We start from the raw sequence: 23,008 nt of genomic DNA on the forward strand, positions 1-23,008 counted from the left end.
CAAATCCCCATAAAACCAAGACGTTTGCAATTGAGTCGACCCCCTGGGTGGGGCCAGATGCCCCCGCCGACAAGGCGACCACACGGGATGCTGAAACATTGCCGTGCCCGCGTGCCAGATACAGGCACCGGCCGTTGGTTGGGCCAAAATTGGAAAATGGTCTCATCGAGGCCACCCCTTTCCCTCTTTCCCAGGCCAGACTTTGGAATGCCAAAGGTCTCCCAAGGACCATTTTGCCCCTTTAAACCAAGGTTGCCACGCTATGGCACCAAACAGAACACACCTTCCGGACCCGCCCTCGCGGCGAACACGCCCGACCCCTGTTGCACCGGACCCAAGACCGCAAACGCCAACCAATACGGAGGTAATGCCGCACTCCCCCATTTCCTTGGTCCCGCCATGGAATATTTTCATTATTTTTGGGGCAGAAAACATGATGTATGCGATACAAAAGAATCCTCCTTAAACTCAGTGGCGAAGCCCTGATGGGCGAAAAGCAATACGGAATAGACCCGAAGCGCCTGGCCGAATATGCCGAAGAAATAAAAAAAGTGGCCGATCAAGGCATCCAGGTGGCCATTGTCATTGGAGGTGGCAACATCTTTAGGGGCGTTGCCGGAGCCGCCACGGGGATGGATCGTGTACAAGGGGACCACATGGGGATGCTGGCCACCGTGATCAATGGTCTGGCCCTACAAAGTGCCCTGGAGATGCTTGAGGTACAGACCCGATTGCAATCGGCCATTGCCATCAATGAAGTGGCCGAACCCTTCATTAGGAGGAGGGCCATACGGCATTTGGAGAAGGGGCGCGTGGTGATCTTTGGCGGCGGAACCGGAAATCCCTATTTTACCACGGACAGTGCGGCCGTGCTCAGGGCCATAGAAATCGAGGCAGATGTTATCTTAAAAGGCACCCGTGTGGACGGTATCTACACCTCCGATCCCGAGAAGGACGAAAACGCGACAAAGTTTGATACCATCACCTTTGCCGATGTCCTCAACAAAGGACTAAAGGTCATGGACACCACCGCCTTTACCCTGAGCCAGGAAAATGAACTGCCCATTGTGGTCTTTGACATGAACAAAAAGGGAAATTTGCTCAAGATCATCTCCGGGGAAACCATAGGCACCACGGTAAACATCTAATGAACTGAGCACCCCAATGACCTTATTACTATTTTAAACCAATTACGATGAACGAAGAGGTTGATTTTATTCTGGACGCGGCCAAAGAGAGCATGCAGGCCGCCATTGACCATTTGGAGCGCGAATTTCTAAAAATACGTGCCGGAAAGGCCAGCCCGGCCATGCTCTCTTCCGTGATGGTGGAGTACTATGGCTCACTGACGCCCCTGTCCCAGGTGGCCAATGTGAACACCCCGGACGGACGCACCCTTACCGTGCAACCCTGGGAGAAAGCCATGCTGGCCGAAATTGAAAAGGCCATTATGAACGCCAATCTGGGCTTTAACCCAATGAACAACGGGGAAACGGTGATCATCAACGTACCCCCTTTAACGGAAGAACGAAGAATACAGTTGGCCAAACAGGCCAAGGCGGCCGCCGAGCATGCCAAAGTGGGCGTGCGCAGTGCCCGCCAGGATGCCAACAAGGAAATCAAGGACCTGGACGTCTCCGAAGACCTTCAAAAAAATGCCACGGTGGATGTGCAGGAGCTCACGGACACCTACATAAAAAAAATAGACGATTTTCTAGAGGCCAAGGAAGCGGAGATCATGAAAGTCTAAGACAACAAAGTACCCTCCAAAAAAAAGGCGATCGCAAGGTCGCCTTTTTTGTGTTCCCAGGCATTTTGAGCCCCTGCCCTAGGTACACTTAGGCCCATTGATTACCTTTGCACCGCTTTTAAGACCAGACATGGTAAAAAAATTGACCGAGGGCTTTTGGCCGGCCGTGGCCGGCATTATTTTACGGAACAGGATCATCATCCTCCTCTTGGTGGCCGCCGTAACCGTATTTTTGGCACTGCAGTGGGAAAACATGCGTTTTTCCAATTCCCAGGCCAACCTACTGCCGGATGACCACCCCATCAACCTGGAATACCAATCGTTTTTAAGGCAATTTGGCGAGGAGGGCAATGCCGTGGTCTTTGCCATTAAGGACACGGCCCTGTTCCAGCCCAAGAACTTTAACCGCTGGAACAAGCTCAGCAAACAACTGGGTGCCTTTCCCGAGGTGGACTTTGTGCTTTCCCTGGACAATCTCCAGGAACTGAAAAAGGACAATGAAAAACAGGAATTTGTACTAAAGCCCCTGATCAAAGGCACCCCGGAGAACCGGGCAGCGGTGGACAGCATCACCAACCACCTCTTCCAGAACCTTCCCTTTTACGAAAACCTCCTCTTTAACAAGGAGACCGGCACCATCAGGACCGTGATGTACATGGACAAGGACATTGTGAACACCTCGGTGCGCAAAGATTTCATCTTAAAGGACCTGGCCCATCTCATAGATCGCTTTGAGGACGAAACCGGTCTGGACGTGCGCGTATCGGGCATGCCCTACATCCGTACCATGAACTCCCAAAACATCATAGATGAGATCGGCAAGTTCATCCTGGCTGCCCTGGGGGTTACCTCCCTCATCTTCTTTTTCTTTTTCCGCAGTGTGCGGGCCACCTTCATCTCCATGTGCGTGGTGATCATTGGGGTCATGTGGGCCTTTGGTGTCTTGGGGCTGCTGCAGTATGAGATCACGGTGCTTACCGCCCTGATCCCGCCCCTTATCATTGTCATCGGTATTCCCAACTGCATCTTTCTCATCAACAAATACCAGCAGGAGGTAAAAAAACACGGCAACCAAGCCCTGTCCTTGCAACGGGTCATATCCAAGATCGGCAACGCCACCCTAATGACCAACATGACCACGGCATCGGGCTTTGCCACCTTTATCATTACGGACAGCAAACTGCTCAAGGAATTTGGGATTGTGGCCTCCATCAACATTTTGGGGATTTTTATCCTTTCGCTGCTGATCATTCCCATTGTGTACAGTTTTCTCTCCCTGCCCAAGACCCGCCATTTGAGGCACCTGAACAAAAAATGGATCGATGCCTTTGTGAGCTGGATGGAGAACATGGTGCGCCACAAGCGCATCTCGGTCTATGTGGTCTCGATCAGCCTCCTGGTTGTGAGCATCATTGGCATTTACCAAATAGAGATTTCAGGCAGTCCCATAGAGGACATGCCCAAAAAGGCGGCCTTTTTCAAGGATATCCGCTTCTTTGAATCGGAATTTGACGGCATCATGCCCGTGGAGATCGTGGTGGACACCAAAAACCCCAAAGGCGTGCTAAAACCGGCCACCCTAAAGCGAATGGACCGGCTAGGCGAGGTCATAGAGGACATTCCCGAGCTGTCCAAACCGGTGTCCGTGGTTAATCTGGTGAAATACTCCAAACAGGCCTTTTACAACGGCATACCCAAATACTACCAATTGCCCACCAGCCAGGAAAACACCTTTATCATGGACGTGGCCCGCAAATCTGCGGATAACGGCAACCTGTTGAAGAGCTTTGTGGACAGCACCGGCCAAGTGGCAAGGATCACCACCTTCATGCGCGATGTAAAGACGGACCGCATGGAGGCCGTAGAGGCCAGGCTGTTGGAGAACATCGGCAAAATTTTTCCGGAAGAACGGTACGCCGTCTATATGACGGGCAGCGCCCTGCTGTTCCTAAAGGGCACCAAGTACTTGGTGAAGAACCTGGTGATGTCCCTGGCCCTGGCCATTGGGCTCATAGCCCTCTTCATGGCCTATCTGTTCCGTTCCTTTAGAATGATCGTCATTTCCTTGATCCCCAATTTACTGCCCCTCTTGGTCACCGCCGGCGTCATGGGCTTTGTGGGGGTGCCCATTAAGCCCAGCACGATCTTGGTCTTTAGCATAGCCTTTGGCATTTCCGTGGACGACACCATACACTTTCTGGCCAAATACCGCCAAGAGCTCACGGCCAGCAAATGGCGCATAGAGCCATCGGTATATGCCGCCCTCCGGGAGACCGGGGTGAGCATGTTCTACACCTCCATTGTGCTCTTCTTTGGCTTTTCGGTCTTTGTCATCTCCAATTTTGGGGGTACCGTTGCCCTGGGCTCACTGGTATCGGCCACCTTGCTCTTTGCCATGCTGGCCAATCTCATCCTCCTGCCGTCCCTTTTGCTTTCCCTGGAGCGCAGCATTGCCAACAAGCAGGTGCTCAAGGAACCGCAGATAGACATCTTGCCCAAGGAAGGCGACAATGATGAGTGAACCCGGCCCAGGCCCTATTTTTGGGAAAGGGCCAACCGCTTTATGTAAGCAAAAAACTATCTTTGAACTTTTTAATCTTTGGATGTATGATGCAATCGACCTCAATAAAATCCCTGCTCAACAACAAGCCCCTGCAACAGGAAGTGACCGTGAACGGATGGGTGCGCACCTTTAGGAGCAACCGCTTCATAGCCCTTAACGATGGCTCTACCCTGAACAACGTACAATGTGTGGTGAATTTTGAGGACTTTGAAGAAGGCCTTTTAAAGCAGATCCATACGGGAGCGGCCCTAAAAGTAAGGGGCACCTTGGTGGAAAGCCAGGGCCGGGGACAGGAGGTGGAGATCATAGTGGGGAACATTGAAGTACTGGGCACCGCCGATCCCGAGACCTACCCCATACAGCCCAAAAAGCACAGTCTGGAATTTTTAAGGGAAAAGGCCCATTTGCGGGTGCGTACCAACACCTTTTCTGCCATCATGCGGGTGCGTTCTGCCCTGGCCTTTGCCATACACCAGTACTTTAGAAACAACGGCTTCTTCTATTTCCATGCCCCCATCATTACCGGCTCCGATGCCGAGGGCGCCGGCGAAATGTTCAAAGTGACCACCTTGGACATGAAGCACCCCCCTTTAACGGAAGATGGTGAGGTGGACCACAAGGCAGATTTCTTTGGAAAAGAGACCAACCTTACCGTTTCCGGCCAGCTGGAGGCAGAGGCCTATGCGATGGCCCTGGGCAAGGTGTACACCTTTGGCCCCACCTTTAGGGCAGAAAACTCGAACACCACGCGCCACCTGGCCGAATTTTGGATGATAGAGCCCGAAATGGCCTTTTATGACCTGGATGCCAATATGGATCTGGCAGAAGACTTTATAAAAGAGGTCATTGGATATGTGCTGGAGCACTGCCAGGAAGATCTGGCCTTTTTGGAAAAGCGCCTCATCGAGGAAGAAAAAGCGAAGCCCCAGGCAGAACGAAGCCCCATGCCGCTATTGGAGAAACTTAAGTTTGTTACCCAAAACAATTTTAAGCGGGTTACCTACACCGAGGCCATGGACATCCTAAAGAACAGCAAGCCCAACAAAAAGAAGAAGTTCCAGTTTCCCATTACGGATTGGGGCATGGACCTACAGAGCGAGCACGAGCGCTATTTGGTGGAAAAGCACTTTAAGTGCCCCGTGATCCTATTTGACTATCCCGCCAAGATAAAGGCCTTTTACATGCGCCTCAATGAGGACGGAAAAACCGTGCGCGCCATGGACATTCTCTTTCCCGGTATCGGGGAAATTGTGGGCGGCTCCCAACGGGAAGAGCGCTTGGACGTCTTAAAGCAAAAAATGGAAGCATTGGAGATCGATGAAAAGGAACTCTGGTGGTACCTTGACCTGAGAAAGTTTGGCACGGCAGCGCACAGTGGCTTCGGTCTGGGCTTTGAGCGCTTGGTGCTCTTTGCCACGGGCATGGGCAATATCCGGGATGTGATCCCCTTCCCGAGAACCCCCCAGAATGCCGAATTCTAAGATGATTTTCTTACTTTTATGAAGCGTTGACACAAGGCCATGCTAAAACAACACTTACAATTTAAACTCTCCCAAAAGCTATCGCCCCAGCAGATTCAGCTCATGAAGCTCATACAGCTGCCTACGCAGGTTTTTGAGCAGCGCCTAAAGCAGGAACTGGAGGAGAACCCGGCGCTGGAGACCGGTAAGGAAGCGTCCGAGACGCTGGAGGAGTTTGAGGAGACCTATGAAGAGGAAAACGACAGTGAGACCATTTCCGCGGAAGACATCAACATAGACGAATACCTGAGTGATGACGAGGTGCCGGACTACCGTACCCGGGCCAACAATTACAGTGCGGACGATGATGAAAAAAACGTGCCCTATGCCTCCGGCACCACCTTTAACCAATACCTCATTGATCAGCTCAATACGCGTTATCTCTCCGATGAGGAGTGGTTCATTGCCGAGTTTTTGGTGGGCAGCGTGGACGAGAGCGGCTACATACGCCGGCCCATTGCCGACATCATGGACGACCTGGCCTTTACCCAGAACATCTACACGAACGAGGCCACCATATTGAAAGTGCTGAAAATAGTGCAGGAACTGGATCCGCCCGGGGTTGGAGCCACCTCCCTGGAAGAGTGCCTGCTGATCCAATTAAGGCGAAAAGAGCCCTCACCCAGCATTGAACTGGCCACCACGCTGTTGGAGAAATCCTTTGAACAGTTTACCAAGAAGCACTATAAAAAGCTCATACAAAAGCACAACATCAGCGAAGAGGAGCTACGGGACGCCATAACGGAGATCGAAAGACTGAACCCCAAGCCAGGGGGATCCCATACGGGAAATATCCGGATGGTGGAGCACGTGGTGCCCGATTTTTCCATCCGTATCGTGGACGGGGAACTGGAACTGAGCCTTAACAGCAGAAATGCGCCCGAACTCCACGTTTCCCAAGAGTACAACAACATGCTCAAGGGCTACAAGGCCTCCAAGGACAAATCCAAGGCACAGAAGGAGACCGTGATGTTCATAAAACAGAAGTTAGACGCGGCAAAGTGGTTCATAGATGCCATAAGACAGCGGCAGCAAACGCTCTTCATTACCATGAACGCCATCATGCAGTACCAAAAGGAGTACTTTCTCACCGGGGACGAGCGCAACCTGAGGCCCATGATCCTAAAGGACATTGCCGATGAGATCGAAATGGATGTGAGCACCGTGAGCCGCGTGGCCAACAGCAAATATGTGGACACCCCCTATGGCACCAAGTTGATCAAGGATTTCTTTTCGGAGTCCATGAAGAACGATCAGGGTGAAGATGTCTCTACCCGGGAGATCAAAAAAATACTGGAAACCGTGATCAAGGAAGAGAGCAAAAAGAAACCCCTCACGGACGATAGGTTGGCCAAAATACTCAAGGAAAAAGGCTATCCCATCGCCCGGCGTACCGTGGCGAAGTACCGGGAGCAACTGGACATCCCCGTGGCCCGTTTAAGAAAGGAGATTTAATGGCAGCCTTCCCCAAAGTCGTTTCCTACATCTTCCATCCCCTCTTTACCCCTATGGCCGGCACGCTGGCCTACTTTCTCATTACCCCGAGATACAGCAGCCTATCCGTACAGGCGGGCAATCTGCTCCCCATCTTTATCCTTACGGTGATCATCCCCATCATTGTCTTCTTCATTTTGCGCAACATAGGCCTGGTGAGCTCCGTGTTCTTGCCGCGGCCCAAAGAAAGACGGTACCCCTTGTTCATCCATATCTGCTTGCTGGGCATGGTGCTGTACAAAGTAATTCCCAACAATTACGTGCCGGAACTCTATTTCTACTTTGTGGGCCTTATCGCGGCCGCCACGGCCTGTTTCATGCTGCTCTTGCTCAATCTAAAAGTGAGCCTGCACATGGCCGGCATAGGGGCCCTGTTCATGTACCTGGTGAACCTGAGCATACACTTTGAGATCAACATCATCATTGCGCTGAGCCTCTTTATGCTTTCCATTGGGGTGTTGGCCTCCGCCCGGCTCTATCTTGGCGCGCACAACAGGTTAGAGCTGATCATAGGCTTGTTTATAGGTCTTCTTTGCCAACTCCTTACCATACGGTATTGGTTGTAGGTCAAAAGGCATCTTTGTTTTCCCAACGCAAGGTGCAGGTCCGAGAGCCTTCGCAACGAACGAAAATAAGGTCCTAAACATAACCTTATCGAGGTTACCGGTGAAACAAGGACCAAAACCACATCTGCCAAACCCCGGATGTCACGGCCTTTCCAGATGGTGAAATGAAGTGCACATAGGGGAGGTACGCATCCCTTACAGAATGAAAAAGATCAACCCCACCCTGAGGGGCCGCAGCCCAACGGTTTCCCCATTGACCACAACATCAGGGCCAAAGATATCGTTGAGGCCGTAATAAAGGTGCACATTGAAGGTGTTGTAGCCCACATTGAGCTCCAGACCGTACTGAAAATCGGCCACGTCCGTATTGAAAAAGCTCTCCTTAAAGTCGGTCGTGACCAATTTGGAACGGGCCCCCAGCACATAGGCCAACCTGAGACCCGTATAGACACGCCAAAAGCGGTATTCCGTTCGGGTACTGTTGCGCCATCTAAACTGTATGGGCACGGCCAAGGTATGTGTTTCCACCTTGCTGCGGCGCACCTGCAGGCCGGGGTCCAGATCATAGGAAAACCCCCCATTGCTTTCACGCACCACCAAATTGGAATAATAGGTGTCCATTCCCAGTCCCAGACCTATGCCCAGTGCCTTGGTGCCGCGAACGTTTAGGGGAAGGTCTTTTATGAAGCCCGCCTGTAGCCCATAGGATAGGTTGCGCTGGGTCAGTTGGGACGGTGTGTTCCGCAAGAAATTATAGTTGACCCCGAAATAAAACTGGTCTTCAAAATAGCGGGCAGAAGGGCTTTCTTGGTCGATGTCCTGTGCCACCGCCCAACCGAAAATGGTGAAAAATAGGATAAACAAAAGACCCCTCATGACACAAAAGTAAGCAAATAAAAAGCGCCCCGAGGCTATCGGGGCGCTTCTAAGTTTGAAAAATGATCTTGTTTCTATTGCAAGTTCCTAAAGGCATCACCTTCATAGGTGGTATAGTTCACCTTGAGCGCGTTTACCTTTCTCAGTTCCTGTTTAATGTCTGAAATTAGGCCCATATTGGCGTTTTTGTCCACCTTGAGGGCAGTGGTCAGTACATTCTGAAGTTCCTGCGGCTTCTTGGCGCGTTCCATCAAAATATAATCGCCCACCTCGGAAGGATTGGCAAACTTGTCATTGAGCTGTATTTTTGGCTCTGTACCAAAGACCTTCTCATATTCTGCCGTGGGCTTTCCAACGTAGATGTAAATGACCCTGTCCTTCTTTTCCAGTTTCTTTATCTCGCTCGCGTTGGGTAGCACATTTTCCACTTTCAGGGAACTGTCTTTCATCACGGTTACCGTCATAAAGAAGAACAAAAGCATAAAAACAATGTCCGGAAGGGAGGCCGTGTTTACCGCTGGCACATCGCCCTCTTTCTTTTTTGCAAATTTTGACATGGCATCTATTTTTATGATTCGTTAATTGGTAGAGGTTTCGGCCTCGGACAATTTCTGTGGAAACAGGTCCTGGATGCGTTTTACCTTTTCCTTCAGTTCCTCTTTCACGTCCTTGGGGGTTTCAGGGTTCAGATACTCTGCCTCCATTTCCGTGAAATCCCGATTGAACAAGCGTTGGGCCTCACGGTTCCTGAGATCATTGTAGGCCCCGACCAGTTCGTTCTGCACCGTGATGTAGGTACTGTACTTGGTCTCACGGTCGTTCTTTAGGGAGATAATGGCCTTGCTAGGGTTGTCCGATGAGGAAGGATCCCGGGACCCCTGGCAATAGTTGCAATACTCGGGGCTGCCCTGTGGGGCCCCGCCATTGTCCAAAAAGGCAACTGCCTTTTCCCTAAGGCTGGTAAGCTCAATGAGCTCATCATCTGCCAACAACTGACCGTTCTTGTTAATGTTTACCTGGAAAATGTTCTTCTGTTTGATCACCACATCTTCCTCGGGCGGTTCAATGGGGGGCAACATTCTGTCCAATCCCGCATCTGTCTCAATGGTAGTGGTTACCAAGAAAAAGATGAGCAATAGGAAAGCTATGTCCGCCATGGAACCCGCGTTCACTTCTGGTGCTCCTGCTCTTCTAGCCATAGTGTCTGTTTTATTTACTGAATAAGTTCTTTATTCCCGGCAATATCATAAGCACAACGGCAGTGATGGTAAGAATAAAGAAAACGTTGAGCCCCATCCCGATGTTCTTGATGGTGCTCTCACTGGACATGGCCGCATAGTTGTCCGCTACGTCCGTTCCGCTGGAAAGTACGTAGGAGATACCAACCACCACCGCAAGACCCCCCAACACAAACAAGGTCTTCTTGAGCCCGGCAGGGTTGCTGAAAAGGTTTTTTACAGTGAAGAGCACTGCAGCGACAATGGCTACGCCCAACAAAAGGTACATGATCCAGAACATGGCGTTCAAGGGCCCACTTTGGGCGGCCTGTGCGGCGGGCATTTCGGCCTCGGGCAACAAATACCACATAATGGCACTGAGCACTCCCACGGCAATCAATCCTATTTTTAGAAACTTATGCATAATAACTAAGGTATTAAAGGGGTGCTACTTATTTTTTGTGATCCACCAACATATCGATCAAGGTAATGGAAGAATCTTCCATATCATTGACAATGCTGTCAATCTTGGCGATGATGTAATTGTAGAAAATCTGGAGGATAATGGCCGTGATCAGACCAAATACGGTCGTTAACAAGGCCACTTGGATATCGCCCGCAATCAGGGAGGCGCTCAAGTTGCCCACCGCACTAATTTTCTGGAAGGCCTGGATCATACCGATTACCGTACCCATGAACCCGAGCATGGGCGCAATGGCGATGAAGAGCGACAACCAGGAAACGTTTTTCTCCAACTGCCCCATCTGGACCCCGCCATAGGCCACAACGGCCTTTTCGGCAGACTCGATGCCCTCACCGGCCCGATCCAAACCTTGGTAGTAGATGGAAGCAACGGGGCCCTTGGTGTTTCGGCAAACCTCCTTGGCCGCCTCGACCCCACCAGAGGCCAGGGCATCTTCCACTTGCTGCTGCAGCTTGTTGGTGTTGGTGCTGGCCATATTTAGGTAAATGATGCGCTCAATGGCCACGGCCAGACCCAGGATCAAACACAAAAGAACAATACCCATAAAGCTTGCGCCCCCTTGGATGAACTGCTCCTTGAGCACTTGGGTAAACCCTTTCTCGGCCTCTGGGGCAGCGTCCTGAACCAACAAGGCCACGGCGGCCACCTTTGCACTTACCATATTTGTACCTGCTACAAATGCGCCGGCCACAGCCAGGCTTGGGAATAATTTTTTCATTTTTTTCAAACTTAAATTAGTTAGTTAATGTGGTTAAAGATAAAAAAAAAACAATACAAAGAAAGTAAAACTTCTTAGCAGAGAGGAAGGGATTCGAACCCTCGATACCCTTTTGGGGTATACACACTTTCCAGGCGTGCGCCTTCGACCACTCGGCCACCTCTCTATATTCCCTTTTTTTAAGGGTTGGCCAAATAACAAAAAAAATATTAGTTAAAGAAATTAAACCCGTTAATTTTGGTGCATTTCTCCACGTAAGGAAGTTTCAAAAACCGTTTTGAAGTGCCTTGGGTGCACTTCCGCACCCAACATGTACATGAGCTTGGCCACGGCGGCCTCCGTGGTAATGTCCTTTCCACTAATGAGTTGCAGTTGCTGCAGTTGGGTACTGGTCTCATACTGTCCCATCATGACACTGCCGCCAGAGCACTGGGTAACGTTCACAATGTGGATTCCGTTGGAAATGGCCTCCCGCAGCACCTCCACAAACCAGGAATCGGAGGGCGCATTGCCAGAACCATAGGTTTCCAGCACCAGGGCCTTGAGGCCTTTGGAGGACAGTACGCCCCTGAGCACCTGTTCCCCGATGCCGGGAAAGAGCTTCAGCACGGCCACATTGGTGTTTAGCTTTTTGTGCACCACCAAAGGCTTCCTCTTTTTTGGCGCCCACAGAAATTGGGAGAACACCTTGAGGTGCACCCCAGATTCCACGAGATGGGGATGGTTGAGCGAGGCGAAGGCCTCAAAGTGCTCGGCGTTGATCTTGGTGGTACGGTTGCCCCGGTACAGCTTGTACTCGAAATAGAGCCCCACCTCCCGGACCACGGGCCCGTTCTCGTTCTTTAGGGCCGCGATCTGTACCGCGGTGATCAGGTTTTCCTTGGCATCCGTTCTAAGATCGCCAATGGGCAGTTGGGAACCGGTGATGATCACGGGCTTCTGCAGGTTTTCCAATAGAAAACTGAGGGCAGAGGCGGTGTAGCTCATGGTATCGCTTCCGTGGAGCACCACAAAGCCGTCGTAGTGGTCATAACCCTGCTCGATCATGGTGGCAAGGCGCACCCAATCTTCCGGATGCATGTTGGAGGAGTCCAGCGGCACCTCGAAGGATGTGGCGTCTATCTGGCACTCCAATTGGTGCAGCTCGGGGATGCTCTCCAGCAGCCCCTTAAAATCGAAGGCCTTCAAGGCTCCGGAAGCATAGTCCTTTACCATGCCAATGGTGCCGCCGGTGTAAATGATCAAGATGTTGCTGTTTCCCGTTTTCAATCCATTTACGTTTTTAGAGGTGAGTATATTGTTGCCTATTTTGAATCGAGTTGATAGCCAGTATCTCAGGCTGGGTGCCCTCCTGAATGGTATTCAAGGCAGGAGGGCGCTGGAACTGACAACAGTAAAAATTTTTATTACAGGACAATCAAATAATTATCTTGATCAATGAATACATATTTATCTACCGCCTATTTACGTTTTGTTACACCCCAAACACCAACTTGGAATTCTGGGTGGTAATTTCGGCAATTTCCCCGGGTTCACGTCCGTACAACTCCGCCACCTTTTCCAGTACCTTCACGATGTGGCCGCTTTCATTGCGCTTGCCCCGATAGGGAACGGGGGCCAAATAGGGGGCATCGGTCTCCAGGACCAGGTGCTCCAGGCCCAATTGGCTCAAAAAGGCATCTATTTTACCGTTCTTGAAGGTGACCACCCCACCTATTCCCAGTTTCATGTTCAAGGCAATGGCCCGCTGGGCCTGTTCCAAAGTACCGGTAAAGCAATGGAAGATGCCAAAAAGGTCCGGACCCTTCTCGGCCTCCAACACCTCAAAAATTTCATCGAAGGCATCGCGGCAATGGATCACTATGGGCAGGCCATACTCCTTGGCCCATTTGATCTGGGTCCTGAAAGCCGTTTGCTGCAGCGCCAAGGTGCTTTTGTCCCAGTACAGATCAATGCCTATCTCCCCCACGGCATAAAAGGTGTGCTTGGCCAGCATCCCGCGCACGTGGTCCAGTTCGTCCGCAACGTTTTCCTTGACGTGGGTAGGGTGCAGCCCGGCCATAAGAAACACGTTCTCCGGGTAGTCCTTTTCCAAACGTAACATGGCATCGGTGTAGGTGGAATCTATGGCCGGCACAAAAAAACGTTTTACGCCCTGGTCCATGGCCTTCCCGATCATGGCATCGCGATCGTGATCAAAGGCCTCGCTGTACAGATGGGTGTGGGTATCCGTTATGGTCATACGGCAAAAATAGGGCTATCTTTGTAAAAAAAAGGATATGGCCTCGTTGAAAAAACTAATGAAAAAAAAGAACTACCATGCCCTGCCCCTGTTGCTCACGGCCACCAACCACTTTGAGATGAACGCCAGCATCAATGGGGTAAAAGGGAGGTTTATCCTGGACACCGGGGCAAGCAACACCTGCGTGGGCATGGACCGCATTGACCATTTTAAACTAAAGACCAAGGCCTCCAAAATAAAGGCGGCCGGTGCCGGGGCCACGGATATGGACACCCTGCTCTCCAAAAAGAACAAGCTGCGCATGGGCAAATGGAAAGCCAAAAAGGTGAAGCTGGTGCTTTTTGACCTTGCCCACGTAAACCAGGCCCTTACCAGCCACAATGCGATGCCGGTGGACGGCATAATCGGGGCCGACCTGCTAAAAGAGACCAAGGCCGTTATTGACTACGGGAAAAAAACGCTCTACCTCAAGAAACAATAGCGCCTTTGCAAGGCGCACCGAGCCTGCAACATACCCATGGCATTGCGGCGCCAATAAAACAAAGAAACCTTGTTGCCGCGAGACAACAAGGTTTTTTTGGGATACGGTCAAGGCCGGGTTACATTTCCAAGGCCTTTTTTACGTTGTTGTCCATCAAGAGCTCCTCCGGATTCTCCAGGGCCTCTTTGACGGCCACCAGGAAGCCCACAGATTCCTTCCCGTCTATGATGCGGTGATCGTAGGAAAGGGCCACGTACATGATCGGGGCCACGGCTATGGCACCGTCCCTGGCCACGGGGCGCTCCACAATGTTGTGCATGCCCAAAATGGCACTCTGTGGCGGGTTGATGATCGGCGTGGAGAGCATGGAACCAAAAACGCCCCCATTGGTTATGGTAAAGGTGCCCCCGGTCATTTCATCCACGGTGATCTCCCCTTCCCGGGCGCGGATGGCCAAGCGTTTCACTTCTGCCTCAATGCCCCTGAAGGTCAGGTTTTCGGCATTTCTGATCACCGGCACCATCAATCCCTTGGGACCGGACACCGCAATGCTGATATCGCAGAAATCATAGGAAATCATTTCCTTGCCATCTATCATGGAATTTACGGCGGGGTACATTTGAAGTGCCCGCACCACGGCCTTTGTAAAAAAGGACATAAAGCCCAGACCCACACCGTGCCTTTCCTTGAAATCTTCCTTGTACTCTTTTCTCAGGGCGAAGATGGGGGACATGTCCACCTCGTTGAAGGTGGTGAGCATGGCCGTTTCGTTCTTGGCGCTCACCAGGCGCTCTGCCACCTTGCGGCGCAGCATCGAGAGTTTTTTCCTTTCCGTGCCCCGGTTTCCGCCGGTGGGCGTGCCCATGGAGGGAACCGCCTCGGCCTTCAGGGCATCGTCCTTGGTCACACGGCCATCACGTCCCGTGCCCTTCACCGCTGCTGCAGAAATACCTTTTTCGGCCAAAATTTTCTTGGCGGCCGGAGAGGCCGTCCCCGTGGCATAGGTGGCCTTGGGATCTGGCTGTTTCGCACTTTCCTTGGGGGCCGGGGCCGCTTCCTCTTTGGCCGCTTCCTTTGCCGGCTCGGGTGCATCGGCAGCGCCATCCGGCTTGGTCGCACTGGTGTCTATGAGACAGACCACCGCCCCAACGGCAACGGCATCGCCCACTTCCGCTTTCAGGGTCACGGTGCCACTGGCCTCTGCGGGCAGCTCTAAAGTGGCCTTGTCCGAATCCACTTCGGCAATGGCCTGGTCCTTTTCCACATAATCCCCATCGGAGACCAACCATTCCGCAATTTCCACTTCGGTGATGGATTCGCCCGGAGAAGGCACTTTCATTTCTAGAATCATATTGGGTTGACTTTAATAGCTGTTATTTACTTTTTTTGGGTCTTTTTCTTCGGGTCATGTTGTCCTTGCTCTTATCGAACACAAAATCAATGACCTGCTCGTGGCGCATTTTGGAGCGCACGGCACTTCCGGCGGCCGGAGCGGCATAGAAACGTCTGGAGGCCACTCTGAACTTATGGGAATTGTTGTAGTGCATCATCAAATGGCTCCACGCCCCCATGTTCCTGGGTTCTTCCTGGGCCCAGACAATATCGTCCGCGTGCTTGTACTTAGCCATGATGGCGTTCATCTGTTCTTCCGGCAAGGGGAACAACTGCTCTACCCGCACCAGGGCCACATCTTCCCTTTGTTCCTTTTCCCGTACGGCCAGCAGATCGTAATAGAACTTTCCGGTACAGAACACCAGGCTCTTTACCTTCTTGACATCGGCACTGGCATCGTCCAGCACTTCCTGGAACGTGCCCGTGGCCAGATCTTCCTTGCTGGAAACCGCCTTGGGGTGCCTTAAGAGGCTCTTTGGGGTAAAGATGATGAGGGGTTTCCTGAAGTTGGCCTTCATCTGCCTTCTAAGGATGTGGAACATCTGTGCCGGGGTGGTCACGTCTGCAATGTACATGTTGTCCCTGGCGCACAGCTGCAGGTAGCGTTCCATGCGCGCAGAGGAGTGCTCTGCGCCCTGGCCCTCGTAACCGTGCGGCAACAACATGACCAAACCGTTCTGCAGCTTCCATTTGTCTTCCGCGGCCGAGATGTACTGATCGATCATGATCTGCGCCCCATTGCTGAAATCGCCAAACTGGGCCTCCCAGATGGTGAGGCTGTTGGGGCTTGCCATGGCATAGCCATAGTCAAAGCCCACCACGCCGTACTCGGACAAAAGGGAATTGTATATCTGGAAAACGCCCTGTTGGTCCGAAAGGTGGTTGAGCAGCAGTACTTCTTCCTCGCTCTCCTCCACTTTTATCACGGCATGGCGGTGCGAGAAGGTTCCCCGCTCCACATCCTGACCGGAGATGCGCACATCGTAGCCCTCTTGCAACAGGGAGCCGTAGGCCAAAAGCTCTCCCATGGCCCAGTCCAGGGTATTGGTCTCAAAGAACATTTTGTGCCGGTCCTTGATCAGCTTCTCCACTTTTCGCAAGAACTTTTTGTCACTGGGCAAACGGGTGATCACCTGGGCCACCTCGGCCAGTTTTTCCGCGGGGTAGGTGGTGTCCACCTTCTCCATCATCTCCCATTCGCGCACATTTTCAAAACCCTTCCATTCATCGGCCATGAAGGGGGTGATCACGGTCTTGTCCTCTTTGCGGGAATCTTCCAGTTTTTCTTCCAGGCTGGCCTTGTACTGGGCTTCCAATTGGGCCACGTAATCCTTGTCTATGATGCCCTCCGCCATGAGGCGTTCTGCATAGATGTCCCTGGGATTCTTATGTTTGGCAATGGCCTTGTAGAGCTTGGGCTGGGTAAACCTGGGCTCATCACCTTCGTTGTGCCCGTACTTACGGTACCCCAAAAGATCTATGAAGACGTCCCGGGAGAACTGCATTCTGTATTCCAGGGCAAAAAGGGAGGCGTGCACCACGGCCTCGGCATCATCTGCATTCACGTGCAGCACGGGGCTCAGGGTCACCTTGCCCACATCGGTGCAATAGGTAGAGGACCGGGCATCCAGGTAGTTGGTGGTAAACCCTATTTGGTTGTTCACCACAATGTGTATGGTGCCGCCCGTCCGGTACCCGTCCAATTGGGCCATTTGCACCACTTCGTACACCAGGCCCTGACCGGCAATGGCCGCGTCTCCGTGCACAATGATGGGGAGCACTTTGGTAAAATCTTCGGTGTAGCCGGCATCTTGCTTGGCGCGGGCTATCCCGGCCACCACCGCTCCCACCGTTTCCAGGTGCGAGGGGTTGGGCGCTATGTTCATCTTGATCTTGTTGCCGTTGTCCGATTTGCGATCGGAGGTCCAACCCAAATGGTACTTTACATCGCCATCAAAAATCTCCTGCTCGTAGTCCTTGCCATCGAACTCACTGAAAATGTCCTTTGCAGACTTCCCGAATATGTTGGTGAGCACGTTTAAGCGCCCGCGGTGGGCCATCCCCATCACAAACTGCTCCACCCCCATTTCAGCGGCGCGCTCCACAATGGCGTCCAGACCGGGAATGAGCGACTCGTTGCCCTCCAGGGAGAATCGTTTCTGCCCCACATACTTGGTGTGCAGAAAGGTTTCAAAGGAAACGGCCTGGTTCAGTTTTTTGAGGATGTGTTTTTTTCGGTCCGGGCCAAAGTTGGGATGGTTGTCGTTCACATTGATCCAATCCTGAATCCATTTTACCCGCTCCGGCTTTCTGATGTACATGTACTCCACCCCTATGGAGTCGCAATAGATCCGGGTAAGGTGGGCCACGATGTCACTCAGGGTACTGGGACCTATGCCTATGATCTCCCCCGCGCTGAAAACCTTTTCCAAGTCGGAGGCTTCCAGCCCAAAATTCTCAATGTCCAGACTGGGAACGTACTGTCTTCGATCCCGCACCGGATTGGTCTTGGTAAAGAGGTGCCCCCTACTGCGGTACCCATCTATGAGCCTAATGACCTTGAATTCTTTTTGCAGGGACTCTGGCATTTCTGCCATACCGCCTTGGGGCGAAGCAACCATGGTCTCCCCGGCAACGGCGCCCATTCCGTCAAGGGCACCCTCCATTCCAAAATCGAAACCTTGGAAAAAAGCCCTCCAGCTTGGCTCCACACTATCTGGATTTACCAGGTACTTATCGTACATATCGGAGAAGAATGCTGTGTGGGCAGCATTTAAAAAGGAATATTTATCCATGAATTACTTTATGTATATTTAGAATAAATTTCGACAAAAATACAACATTTACCATATCTTTCGGAACGCCCGTGGGCATTATTCAAAGATTGGTTTGTTTACCTTAAAAATTCTTAAAATGATATTAAAAAAAACACTGACCCTTGTTTTATGCTGTCTTGGACTTGCCCTGTTGCAGGCCCAGAACCCTTTGTCCCAGGACAATTTCTGGGACCGGGTGCGCTACGGTGGCGGCTTTGGCCTGGGCTTTACCAATGGGGGCTTCAACGGAACGCTTGCCCCCAGCGCCATCTATGAGTTTAACAAGTACGTGGCCGCGGGCGCGGGCCTGAACCTTAGCTACGCCAAGTTCAATGACAACAGTTTTCTGGCCTACGGTGGCAGCTTCATGACCTTGGTGCACCCCATTCCCCAAATACAGATTTCGGCGGAGTTTGAACAACTACGGATCAACCGCACCCTGCGTGCATCGCCCAACAACATTGAGGACAACTACTGGCTTCCGGCCCTTTTTGTGGGGGCCGGTTGGCGCAGCCGCAACGTTACCTTTGGCGTGAGGTACGACCTGCTTTTTGATGAGGGGCGGAGCATCTATGCCAATAACCTGATGCCCTTTGTGCGCTTCTTCTTCTAGCTGAATGTGCCCAGGGCGACCCATGGAGGCACATTATTTGAAAAGTTCTTTTTTTATGGAACCCAACGTTTCTTGTGCCCTTTTTGGCACTTGGGCCTAGGTACGGTATTTGCGCTTGAGCACCACTTTTTGAAATTCCCGTTGTAGGATAAGGCCCGTGATCGCTTTGGATGCCTCCACCACATCCCCGGCGCCCATATTGGAAAAGACATCTTCGGGCACATCAATGATGTACATCAAGTTCAGGTAGTCTTCAAAACGCTCCATGAGCAGCACATAGCACTTTTCGGTAATGGCGGCAATGACGCGGTTGGCCTCGAGGCCCTCCAAGGCCAAGGGAACATTGGCCCGGGAAAAATCCTTCTGCAACTGGACGATCAGATCGGCATACAAGTTGTCGTTCAGGGCGTTCTGAAGCAGGGCGGCGCCTTGGCCCGGAGCATGGGTCATCTAATTTGTCTTTTAATGGGCACGGCGGCCGTGGTCTTTTGGCCCTCTCCCCCTGGGAAGACCATTCCTCCCCACGCCCAAAGGCTATTCCTTGTACACCTTGCCGTCTTTCATGACAAAGGAGACCGATTCCAAGGTGCGCACGTTGTCCACCGGATTTTCGTCCACGGCCACAATATCGGCCAGGAATCCGGTTTTAAGGAGGCCCAGCTCCGTCTCTACCCCCAATAACTTGGCGGGGACGGTCATGGCGCTCTGCAAGGCTGCGATTACCGGCATTCCGGCCTCGTGCATGTAGGTGAATTCCTTCCCGTTATCACCATGGGGCGATACGCCGGCGTCCGTGCCAAAGGCAATGGGCACCCCCTTTTCATAGGCACGCTTAAAGTTCTTTTCGCTCACCGGACCTATTTCCCTGGCCTTTTTTGCCACCACTTCCGGGAGGTAGTTGGGTATTTCCGCCATGGCCGCGGCCGCTTTACCGGCCGAGATGGTGGGCACCAGGTAGGTGTTGTTCTCGATCATTAGGTCCATGGTGGGCTCTTCCATCAAGGTGCCGTGCTCAATGGTCTTTATGCCGGCAAGAATGGCCCTTCGCATACCCTCATCACCGTGGGCGTGCGCAGCCGTGAGCATGCCGTAATCCTTGGCGGTGTCCACTATGGCCTTGAGCTCTTCCATGGTAAACTGGGGGTTTTGGCCGTTCTTGGCCACGCTCATGACCCCACCGGTGGCCGTGATCTTAATCACATGGGCGCCGTTCTTGTAACGTTGGCGCACCGCTTTTCTGGCATCTTCCGGAGAGTTCACCACGCCTTCCTTGGGTCCTGGATCGTGCATTAATTCCTTGCGCACCCCATTGGTGGGGTCCGCGTGGCCCCCGGTGGTGGCAATGGCCTTGCCCGCGGCAAATATCCGTGGGCCGTCCACAATGCCCTGGTCAATGGCCTTGCCCAAGGCTATGTTCACCCCACTGCCCCCTAGATCGCGCACCGTGGTAAAACCGGCCAATAAAGTGCGCTTGGCGTACACGGTGGACTGGAACGCCCGATCCACGTCATTCTTGGTAAAGCGCTCCAAATACCTACTGGGGCTGGATTCCCCTTCTATGTGCACGTGCATGTCCATAAAGCCCGGAAGCACCGTCTTGCTGCGCAGGTCCATGGTGCGATCGGCAGCGCTCCCGGCAACAAACCCTTTTTGGATGCCAGCTATTTTGTTCCCGCTCACCACAATGGTGCGCTCCTTTAAAAATTTGCCGCTCTCGGCATCAAAGATTTCCCCGCATTGCAGATATATGTCCTGGGCATGGACCCCCGCGAGGGCAAAAAGGGCCAAACATAAGGTAAGTGCGTATTTCATAGCATCATCATTTAAAAAATCAACGGAAATATACGATTATCCGCCCGGCCGCCATAATGGCCCCGTTATCCTCTTATCTTTTGCTCCCACTCCCAGGCAGATTTCATCGCCTGGTCCAAGGTATATTTGGCTTTCCAGCCCAAAACCTCATTGGCCCTGGTGGTGTCTGCATAGGCCGTGGTAATGTCCCCCGGACGGCGGGCCACGATCTTGTAATTGAGCTTCTTGCCGGAGACCCGCTCAAAACTCTGTATGGCCTCCAGCACGGAGCTTCCGGTACCGGTGCCCACATTGAAGACCTCGTAGTTTTCCCGGTTCTTACTGGCCAACAACCTTTCCAGCGCCACCACGTGCGCCTTGGCCAGGTCCACCACATAGATGTAATCGCGTATGCAAGTGCCGTCCGGGGTGGGGTAGTCATCGCCAAAAACGGAGAGCTGCTCCCGCATCCCGATTCCGGTCTGGGTAATAAAGGGCACCAAGTTCTGGGGCACACCCACCGGCAGTTCTCCGATCTGGGCACTCGGATGGGCCCCCATCGGGTTAAAGTACCGCAGCGCAATGGCGTTGAGACCAGGGTTTACGTTGCAGGTGTCCCTGATGATCTCCTCCCCGATCTGCTTGGTGTTGCCGTAGGGCGATTCGGCCTCTTTTATGGGGGCCTCCTCGGTTATGGGCATTTCATCCCCTTGCCCATAAACGGTGCAGGAAGAACTGAAGATGAAAGAGGCACGGCGCTGCTTGCACAGCTCCTTGAGCACGTACACCAAGCTACCTATGTTGTTCTCATAATAGAGCAATGGTTTGTCCACGCTCTCGCCCACCGCTTTGGAAGCGGCAAAATGGATCACCCCGGCCACATCTGCGTGGCGGGAGAAAAAGTCTTCCACCCTTTGGCGTTCCTTAAGGTCCAATTTTTCAAAAAGGGGGCGCTTTCCCGTAATGGCCTCGATCCCGTCCAACACCTTTTCATCGGAATTGGAGCAATCGTCCACAACGACCACCTCAAAACCTTTTTCCTGCAACTCCACCACGGTATGGGAGCCAATGAAGCCGAGGCCTCCGGTAACAACAATTTTCATAGACTGTTTCTTTATGTTTGGTTCGATTATTTTTTGTGCCGATGCCCTATCCGTTCACAAAGGCCACCAACGTGTCCACGATATGATCCAGCTGCTCTTGGTCCAGTTCCGTGTGCATGGGCAGGGAAATGACCTGGGCCACCAATTGGTTGGTCACCGGGAAATCCTTTTCATCGTAGCGTGCATCGGCATAGGCCTTTTGCCTGTGCAGGGGAATGGGGTAGTACACGCCGCAGGGAATGTCCCGTTCCTGAAGGTGCTGTACCAGGGCATCCCGCTTCCCGTTGGTGATGCGCAGGGTGTACTGGTGAAAGACATGGCAATCACAGGTATCGCAAATGCCCTCACAGCCATTTACCGTTTTGGGCACCATGATGTGCCCTTGTCCCGCAAAGGCCCTGGAATATTGGCGTGCCGCATTTCTTCGAGCCTCGCAATAGGCATCCAACCGGGGCAATTTGGCGCGCAGTACCGCCGCCTGGATGGAATCCAACCTGGAATTTACCCCGACCACGTCATGGTGGTAGCGCTGGTACATGCCGTGGTTCACCATGCCCCTAAGGGTATGGGCCAGGTCATCATCATTCGTGAATAGGGCACCGCCATCGCCATAGGCACCCAAGTTCTTGGAGGGAAAAAAAGAAGTGGCCCCCACATGGCCCATGGTGCCCGCCATGTGCTTTTGGCCGTTGGCCGAAAGGTATTTGGCCCCGATGGCCTGGGCATTGTCTTCCACCACAAATAGATCGTGCTCTTTGGCCAATGCCATAATGGCGTCCATATTGGCACACTGGCCAAAGAGGTGCACCGGCACAATGGCCTTGGTCTTTGGGGTAATGGCGCGCTCAATGGCGGCCACATCGATATTAAAGGTATCGGGGTCCACATCCACCAGCACCGGTGTCAACTGCAAAAGCGCTATGACCTCCACGGTGGCGGCAAAGGTAAAATCTGCCGTGATCACCTCATCCCCGGGCCGCAGGCCCAGCCCCATCATGGCAATTTGCAGGGCATCGGTCCCATTGGCGCAGGGAATCACATGCTTAACCCCCAAATAAGCCTCCAAATCTTTCTGAAAGGCGTGCACCTCCGGACCGTTGATATAGGCGGAGGTCTCCAAAATGTGGTCAATGGAGGCCCGCACCTCTTCCTTAATGCCTTGGTACTGACCCTGTAGGTCCACCATCTGAATTTTTTTCATATCGTGCTATTTGCCTCCACCACAAAAATACGAAACCAAGGACAATATATTCCTACCAAATGAAAACCCGAATTTCTGTCGCTTTCCCCGCCCGTGCCATTCGGGCGGGTTTTTCCCTTTGCCGTCGTTCAAATTATGAACCGCAGCTATGGCTATGCTCAAGAATTTGGCCTAGGCGAAG

21 protein-coding genes and 1 tRNA gene are annotated in these 23,008 nt (G+C 52.5%); 8 read left to right on the top strand and 14 right to left on the bottom strand.

Annotation, left to right across the window (positions count from 1 at the left end; all coding sequences use genetic code 11):
• The first annotated feature begins 440 nt into the window (after positions 1-440).
• The 6 genes from pyrH (at position 441) to ACKWCC_RS06775 (ending at position 7,893) form a co-directional block, all read left to right on the top strand.
• A complete protein-coding gene (gene pyrH / locus ACKWCC_RS06750) occupies positions 441-1,148 on the top strand; it encodes a UMP kinase (RefSeq protein ID WP_413995151.1) in 708 nt (235 codons plus the stop codon).
• A gap of 47 nt (positions 1,149-1,195) precedes the next feature.
• Entirely contained in the window at positions 1,196-1,750 is a 555-nt protein-coding gene (gene frr, locus ACKWCC_RS06755) for a ribosome recycling factor (RefSeq protein WP_413995152.1), read from the top strand.
• 130 nt (positions 1,751-1,880) lie between these two features.
• Entirely contained in the window at positions 1,881-4,271 is a 2,391-nt protein-coding gene (locus tag ACKWCC_RS06760; RefSeq protein WP_413995153.1) for an efflux RND transporter permease subunit, read from the top strand.
• A gap of 89 nt (positions 4,272-4,360) precedes the next feature.
• Positions 4,361-5,794, top strand: coding sequence for an asparagine--tRNA ligase (asnS, locus tag ACKWCC_RS06765; protein ID WP_413995290.1), 1,434 nt, complete (start codon positions 4,361-4,363; stop codon positions 5,792-5,794).
• A gap of 39 nt (positions 5,795-5,833) precedes the next feature.
• On the top strand, positions 5,834-7,288 hold the full coding sequence (rpoN, locus tag ACKWCC_RS06770; protein WP_413995154.1) for an RNA polymerase factor sigma-54: 1,455 nt from the start codon (positions 5,834-5,836) through the stop codon (positions 7,286-7,288).
• Complete coding sequence (locus tag ACKWCC_RS06775; protein ID WP_413995155.1) at positions 7,288-7,893, top strand: hypothetical protein; 606 nt, start codon at positions 7,288-7,290, stop codon at positions 7,891-7,893. Before rpoN ends, ACKWCC_RS06775 begins: the two co-directional genes overlap by 1 nt.
• A gap of 195 nt (positions 7,894-8,088) precedes the next feature.
• Here the strand turns inward: ACKWCC_RS06775 and ACKWCC_RS06780 are convergent, their stop codons facing one another.
• The 8 genes from ACKWCC_RS06780 to ACKWCC_RS06815 all read right to left on the bottom strand — a co-directional run bounded on the left by ACKWCC_RS06780 (position 8,089) and on the right by ACKWCC_RS06815 (position 13,430).
• On the bottom strand, positions 8,089-8,769 hold the full coding sequence (locus tag ACKWCC_RS06780) for a porin family protein (RefSeq protein ID WP_413995156.1): 681 nt from the start codon (positions 8,767-8,769) through the stop codon (positions 8,089-8,091).
• A 74-nt stretch (positions 8,770-8,843) separates the two neighbouring features.
• Positions 8,844-9,326 (bottom strand): ExbD/TolR family protein, encoded by a 483-nt coding sequence (locus ACKWCC_RS06785; protein WP_413995157.1) that lies wholly within the window; start codon positions 9,324-9,326, stop codon positions 8,844-8,846.
• A 21-nt stretch (positions 9,327-9,347) separates the two neighbouring features.
• Complete coding sequence (locus ACKWCC_RS06790) at positions 9,348-9,968, bottom strand: ExbD/TolR family protein (protein WP_413995158.1); 621 nt, start codon at positions 9,966-9,968, stop codon at positions 9,348-9,350.
• Positions 9,969-9,978: 10 nt separating this feature from the next.
• A complete protein-coding gene (locus ACKWCC_RS06795) occupies positions 9,979-10,410 on the bottom strand; it encodes a hypothetical protein (protein WP_413995159.1) in 432 nt (143 codons plus the stop codon).
• 28 nt (positions 10,411-10,438) lie between these two features.
• Positions 10,439-11,188, bottom strand: coding sequence for a MotA/TolQ/ExbB proton channel family protein (locus ACKWCC_RS06800; protein ID WP_413995160.1), 750 nt, complete (start codon positions 11,186-11,188; stop codon positions 10,439-10,441).
• 78 nt (positions 11,189-11,266) lie between these two features.
• A tRNA-Ser gene (locus tag ACKWCC_RS06805) sits at positions 11,267-11,354 on the bottom strand.
• A 65-nt stretch (positions 11,355-11,419) separates the two neighbouring features.
• Positions 11,420-12,457, bottom strand: coding sequence for an asparaginase (locus tag ACKWCC_RS06810; RefSeq protein ID WP_413995161.1), 1,038 nt, complete (start codon positions 12,455-12,457; stop codon positions 11,420-11,422).
• Positions 12,458-12,662: 205 nt separating this feature from the next.
• Positions 12,663-13,430 (bottom strand): TatD family hydrolase, encoded by a 768-nt coding sequence (locus ACKWCC_RS06815; RefSeq protein ID WP_413995162.1) that lies wholly within the window; start codon positions 13,428-13,430, stop codon positions 12,663-12,665.
• Between the two features lie 37 nt (positions 13,431-13,467).
• Between ACKWCC_RS06815 and ACKWCC_RS06820 the strand changes: the two genes are divergently transcribed.
• Positions 13,468-13,911, top strand: coding sequence for a retropepsin-like aspartic protease family protein (locus ACKWCC_RS06820; RefSeq protein ID WP_413995163.1), 444 nt, complete (start codon positions 13,468-13,470; stop codon positions 13,909-13,911).
• 118 nt (positions 13,912-14,029) lie between these two features.
• Here ACKWCC_RS06820 and odhB read toward each other — a convergent pair whose 3' ends face one another.
• Positions 14,030-15,262, bottom strand: coding sequence for a 2-oxoglutarate dehydrogenase complex dihydrolipoyllysine-residue succinyltransferase (gene odhB, locus ACKWCC_RS06825; RefSeq protein ID WP_413995164.1), 1,233 nt, complete (start codon positions 15,260-15,262; stop codon positions 14,030-14,032).
• 22 nt (positions 15,263-15,284) lie between these two features.
• On the bottom strand, positions 15,285-18,098 hold the full coding sequence (locus ACKWCC_RS06830) for a 2-oxoglutarate dehydrogenase E1 component (RefSeq protein ID WP_413995165.1): 2,814 nt from the start codon (positions 18,096-18,098) through the stop codon (positions 15,285-15,287).
• Between the two features lie 118 nt (positions 18,099-18,216).
• On the opposite strand from ACKWCC_RS06830, the gene ACKWCC_RS06835 reads away from it, so the two are divergent.
• On the top strand, positions 18,217-18,732 hold the full coding sequence (locus ACKWCC_RS06835) for an alpha-ketoglutarate decarboxylase (RefSeq protein WP_413995166.1): 516 nt from the start codon (positions 18,217-18,219) through the stop codon (positions 18,730-18,732).
• A gap of 96 nt (positions 18,733-18,828) precedes the next feature.
• Here ACKWCC_RS06835 and ACKWCC_RS06840 read toward each other — a convergent pair whose 3' ends face one another.
• From ACKWCC_RS06840 to ACKWCC_RS06855, 4 genes are all read right to left on the bottom strand, one after another.
• Positions 18,829-19,182 carry a hypothetical protein gene (locus tag ACKWCC_RS06840; RefSeq protein ID WP_413995167.1) on the bottom strand — a complete coding sequence of 118 codons (354 nt, stop codon included), beginning with the start codon at positions 19,180-19,182 and terminating at the stop codon, positions 18,829-18,831.
• Between the two features lie 84 nt (positions 19,183-19,266).
• Positions 19,267-20,544, bottom strand: a complete 1,278-nt coding sequence (locus ACKWCC_RS06845; RefSeq protein WP_413995168.1) for a metal-dependent hydrolase family protein — start codon at positions 20,542-20,544, stop codon at positions 19,267-19,269.
• A gap of 65 nt (positions 20,545-20,609) precedes the next feature.
• The gene (gene galE / locus ACKWCC_RS06850; protein ID WP_413995169.1) at positions 20,610-21,626 is read right to left on the bottom strand and encodes a UDP-glucose 4-epimerase GalE; all 1,017 of its coding nucleotides are present in this window, start codon (positions 21,624-21,626) and stop codon (positions 20,610-20,612) included.
• Positions 21,627-21,672: 46 nt separating this feature from the next.
• A complete protein-coding gene (locus ACKWCC_RS06855; protein ID WP_413995170.1) occupies positions 21,673-22,827 on the bottom strand; it encodes a DegT/DnrJ/EryC1/StrS family aminotransferase in 1,155 nt (384 codons plus the stop codon).
• Between the last annotated feature and the right edge of the window lie 181 nt (positions 22,828-23,008).

Origin of the sequence: Maribacter aquimarinus, assembly GCF_047345505.1 — a bacterium.
GTDB lineage: Bacteria > Bacteroidota > Bacteroidia > Flavobacteriales > Flavobacteriaceae > Maribacter.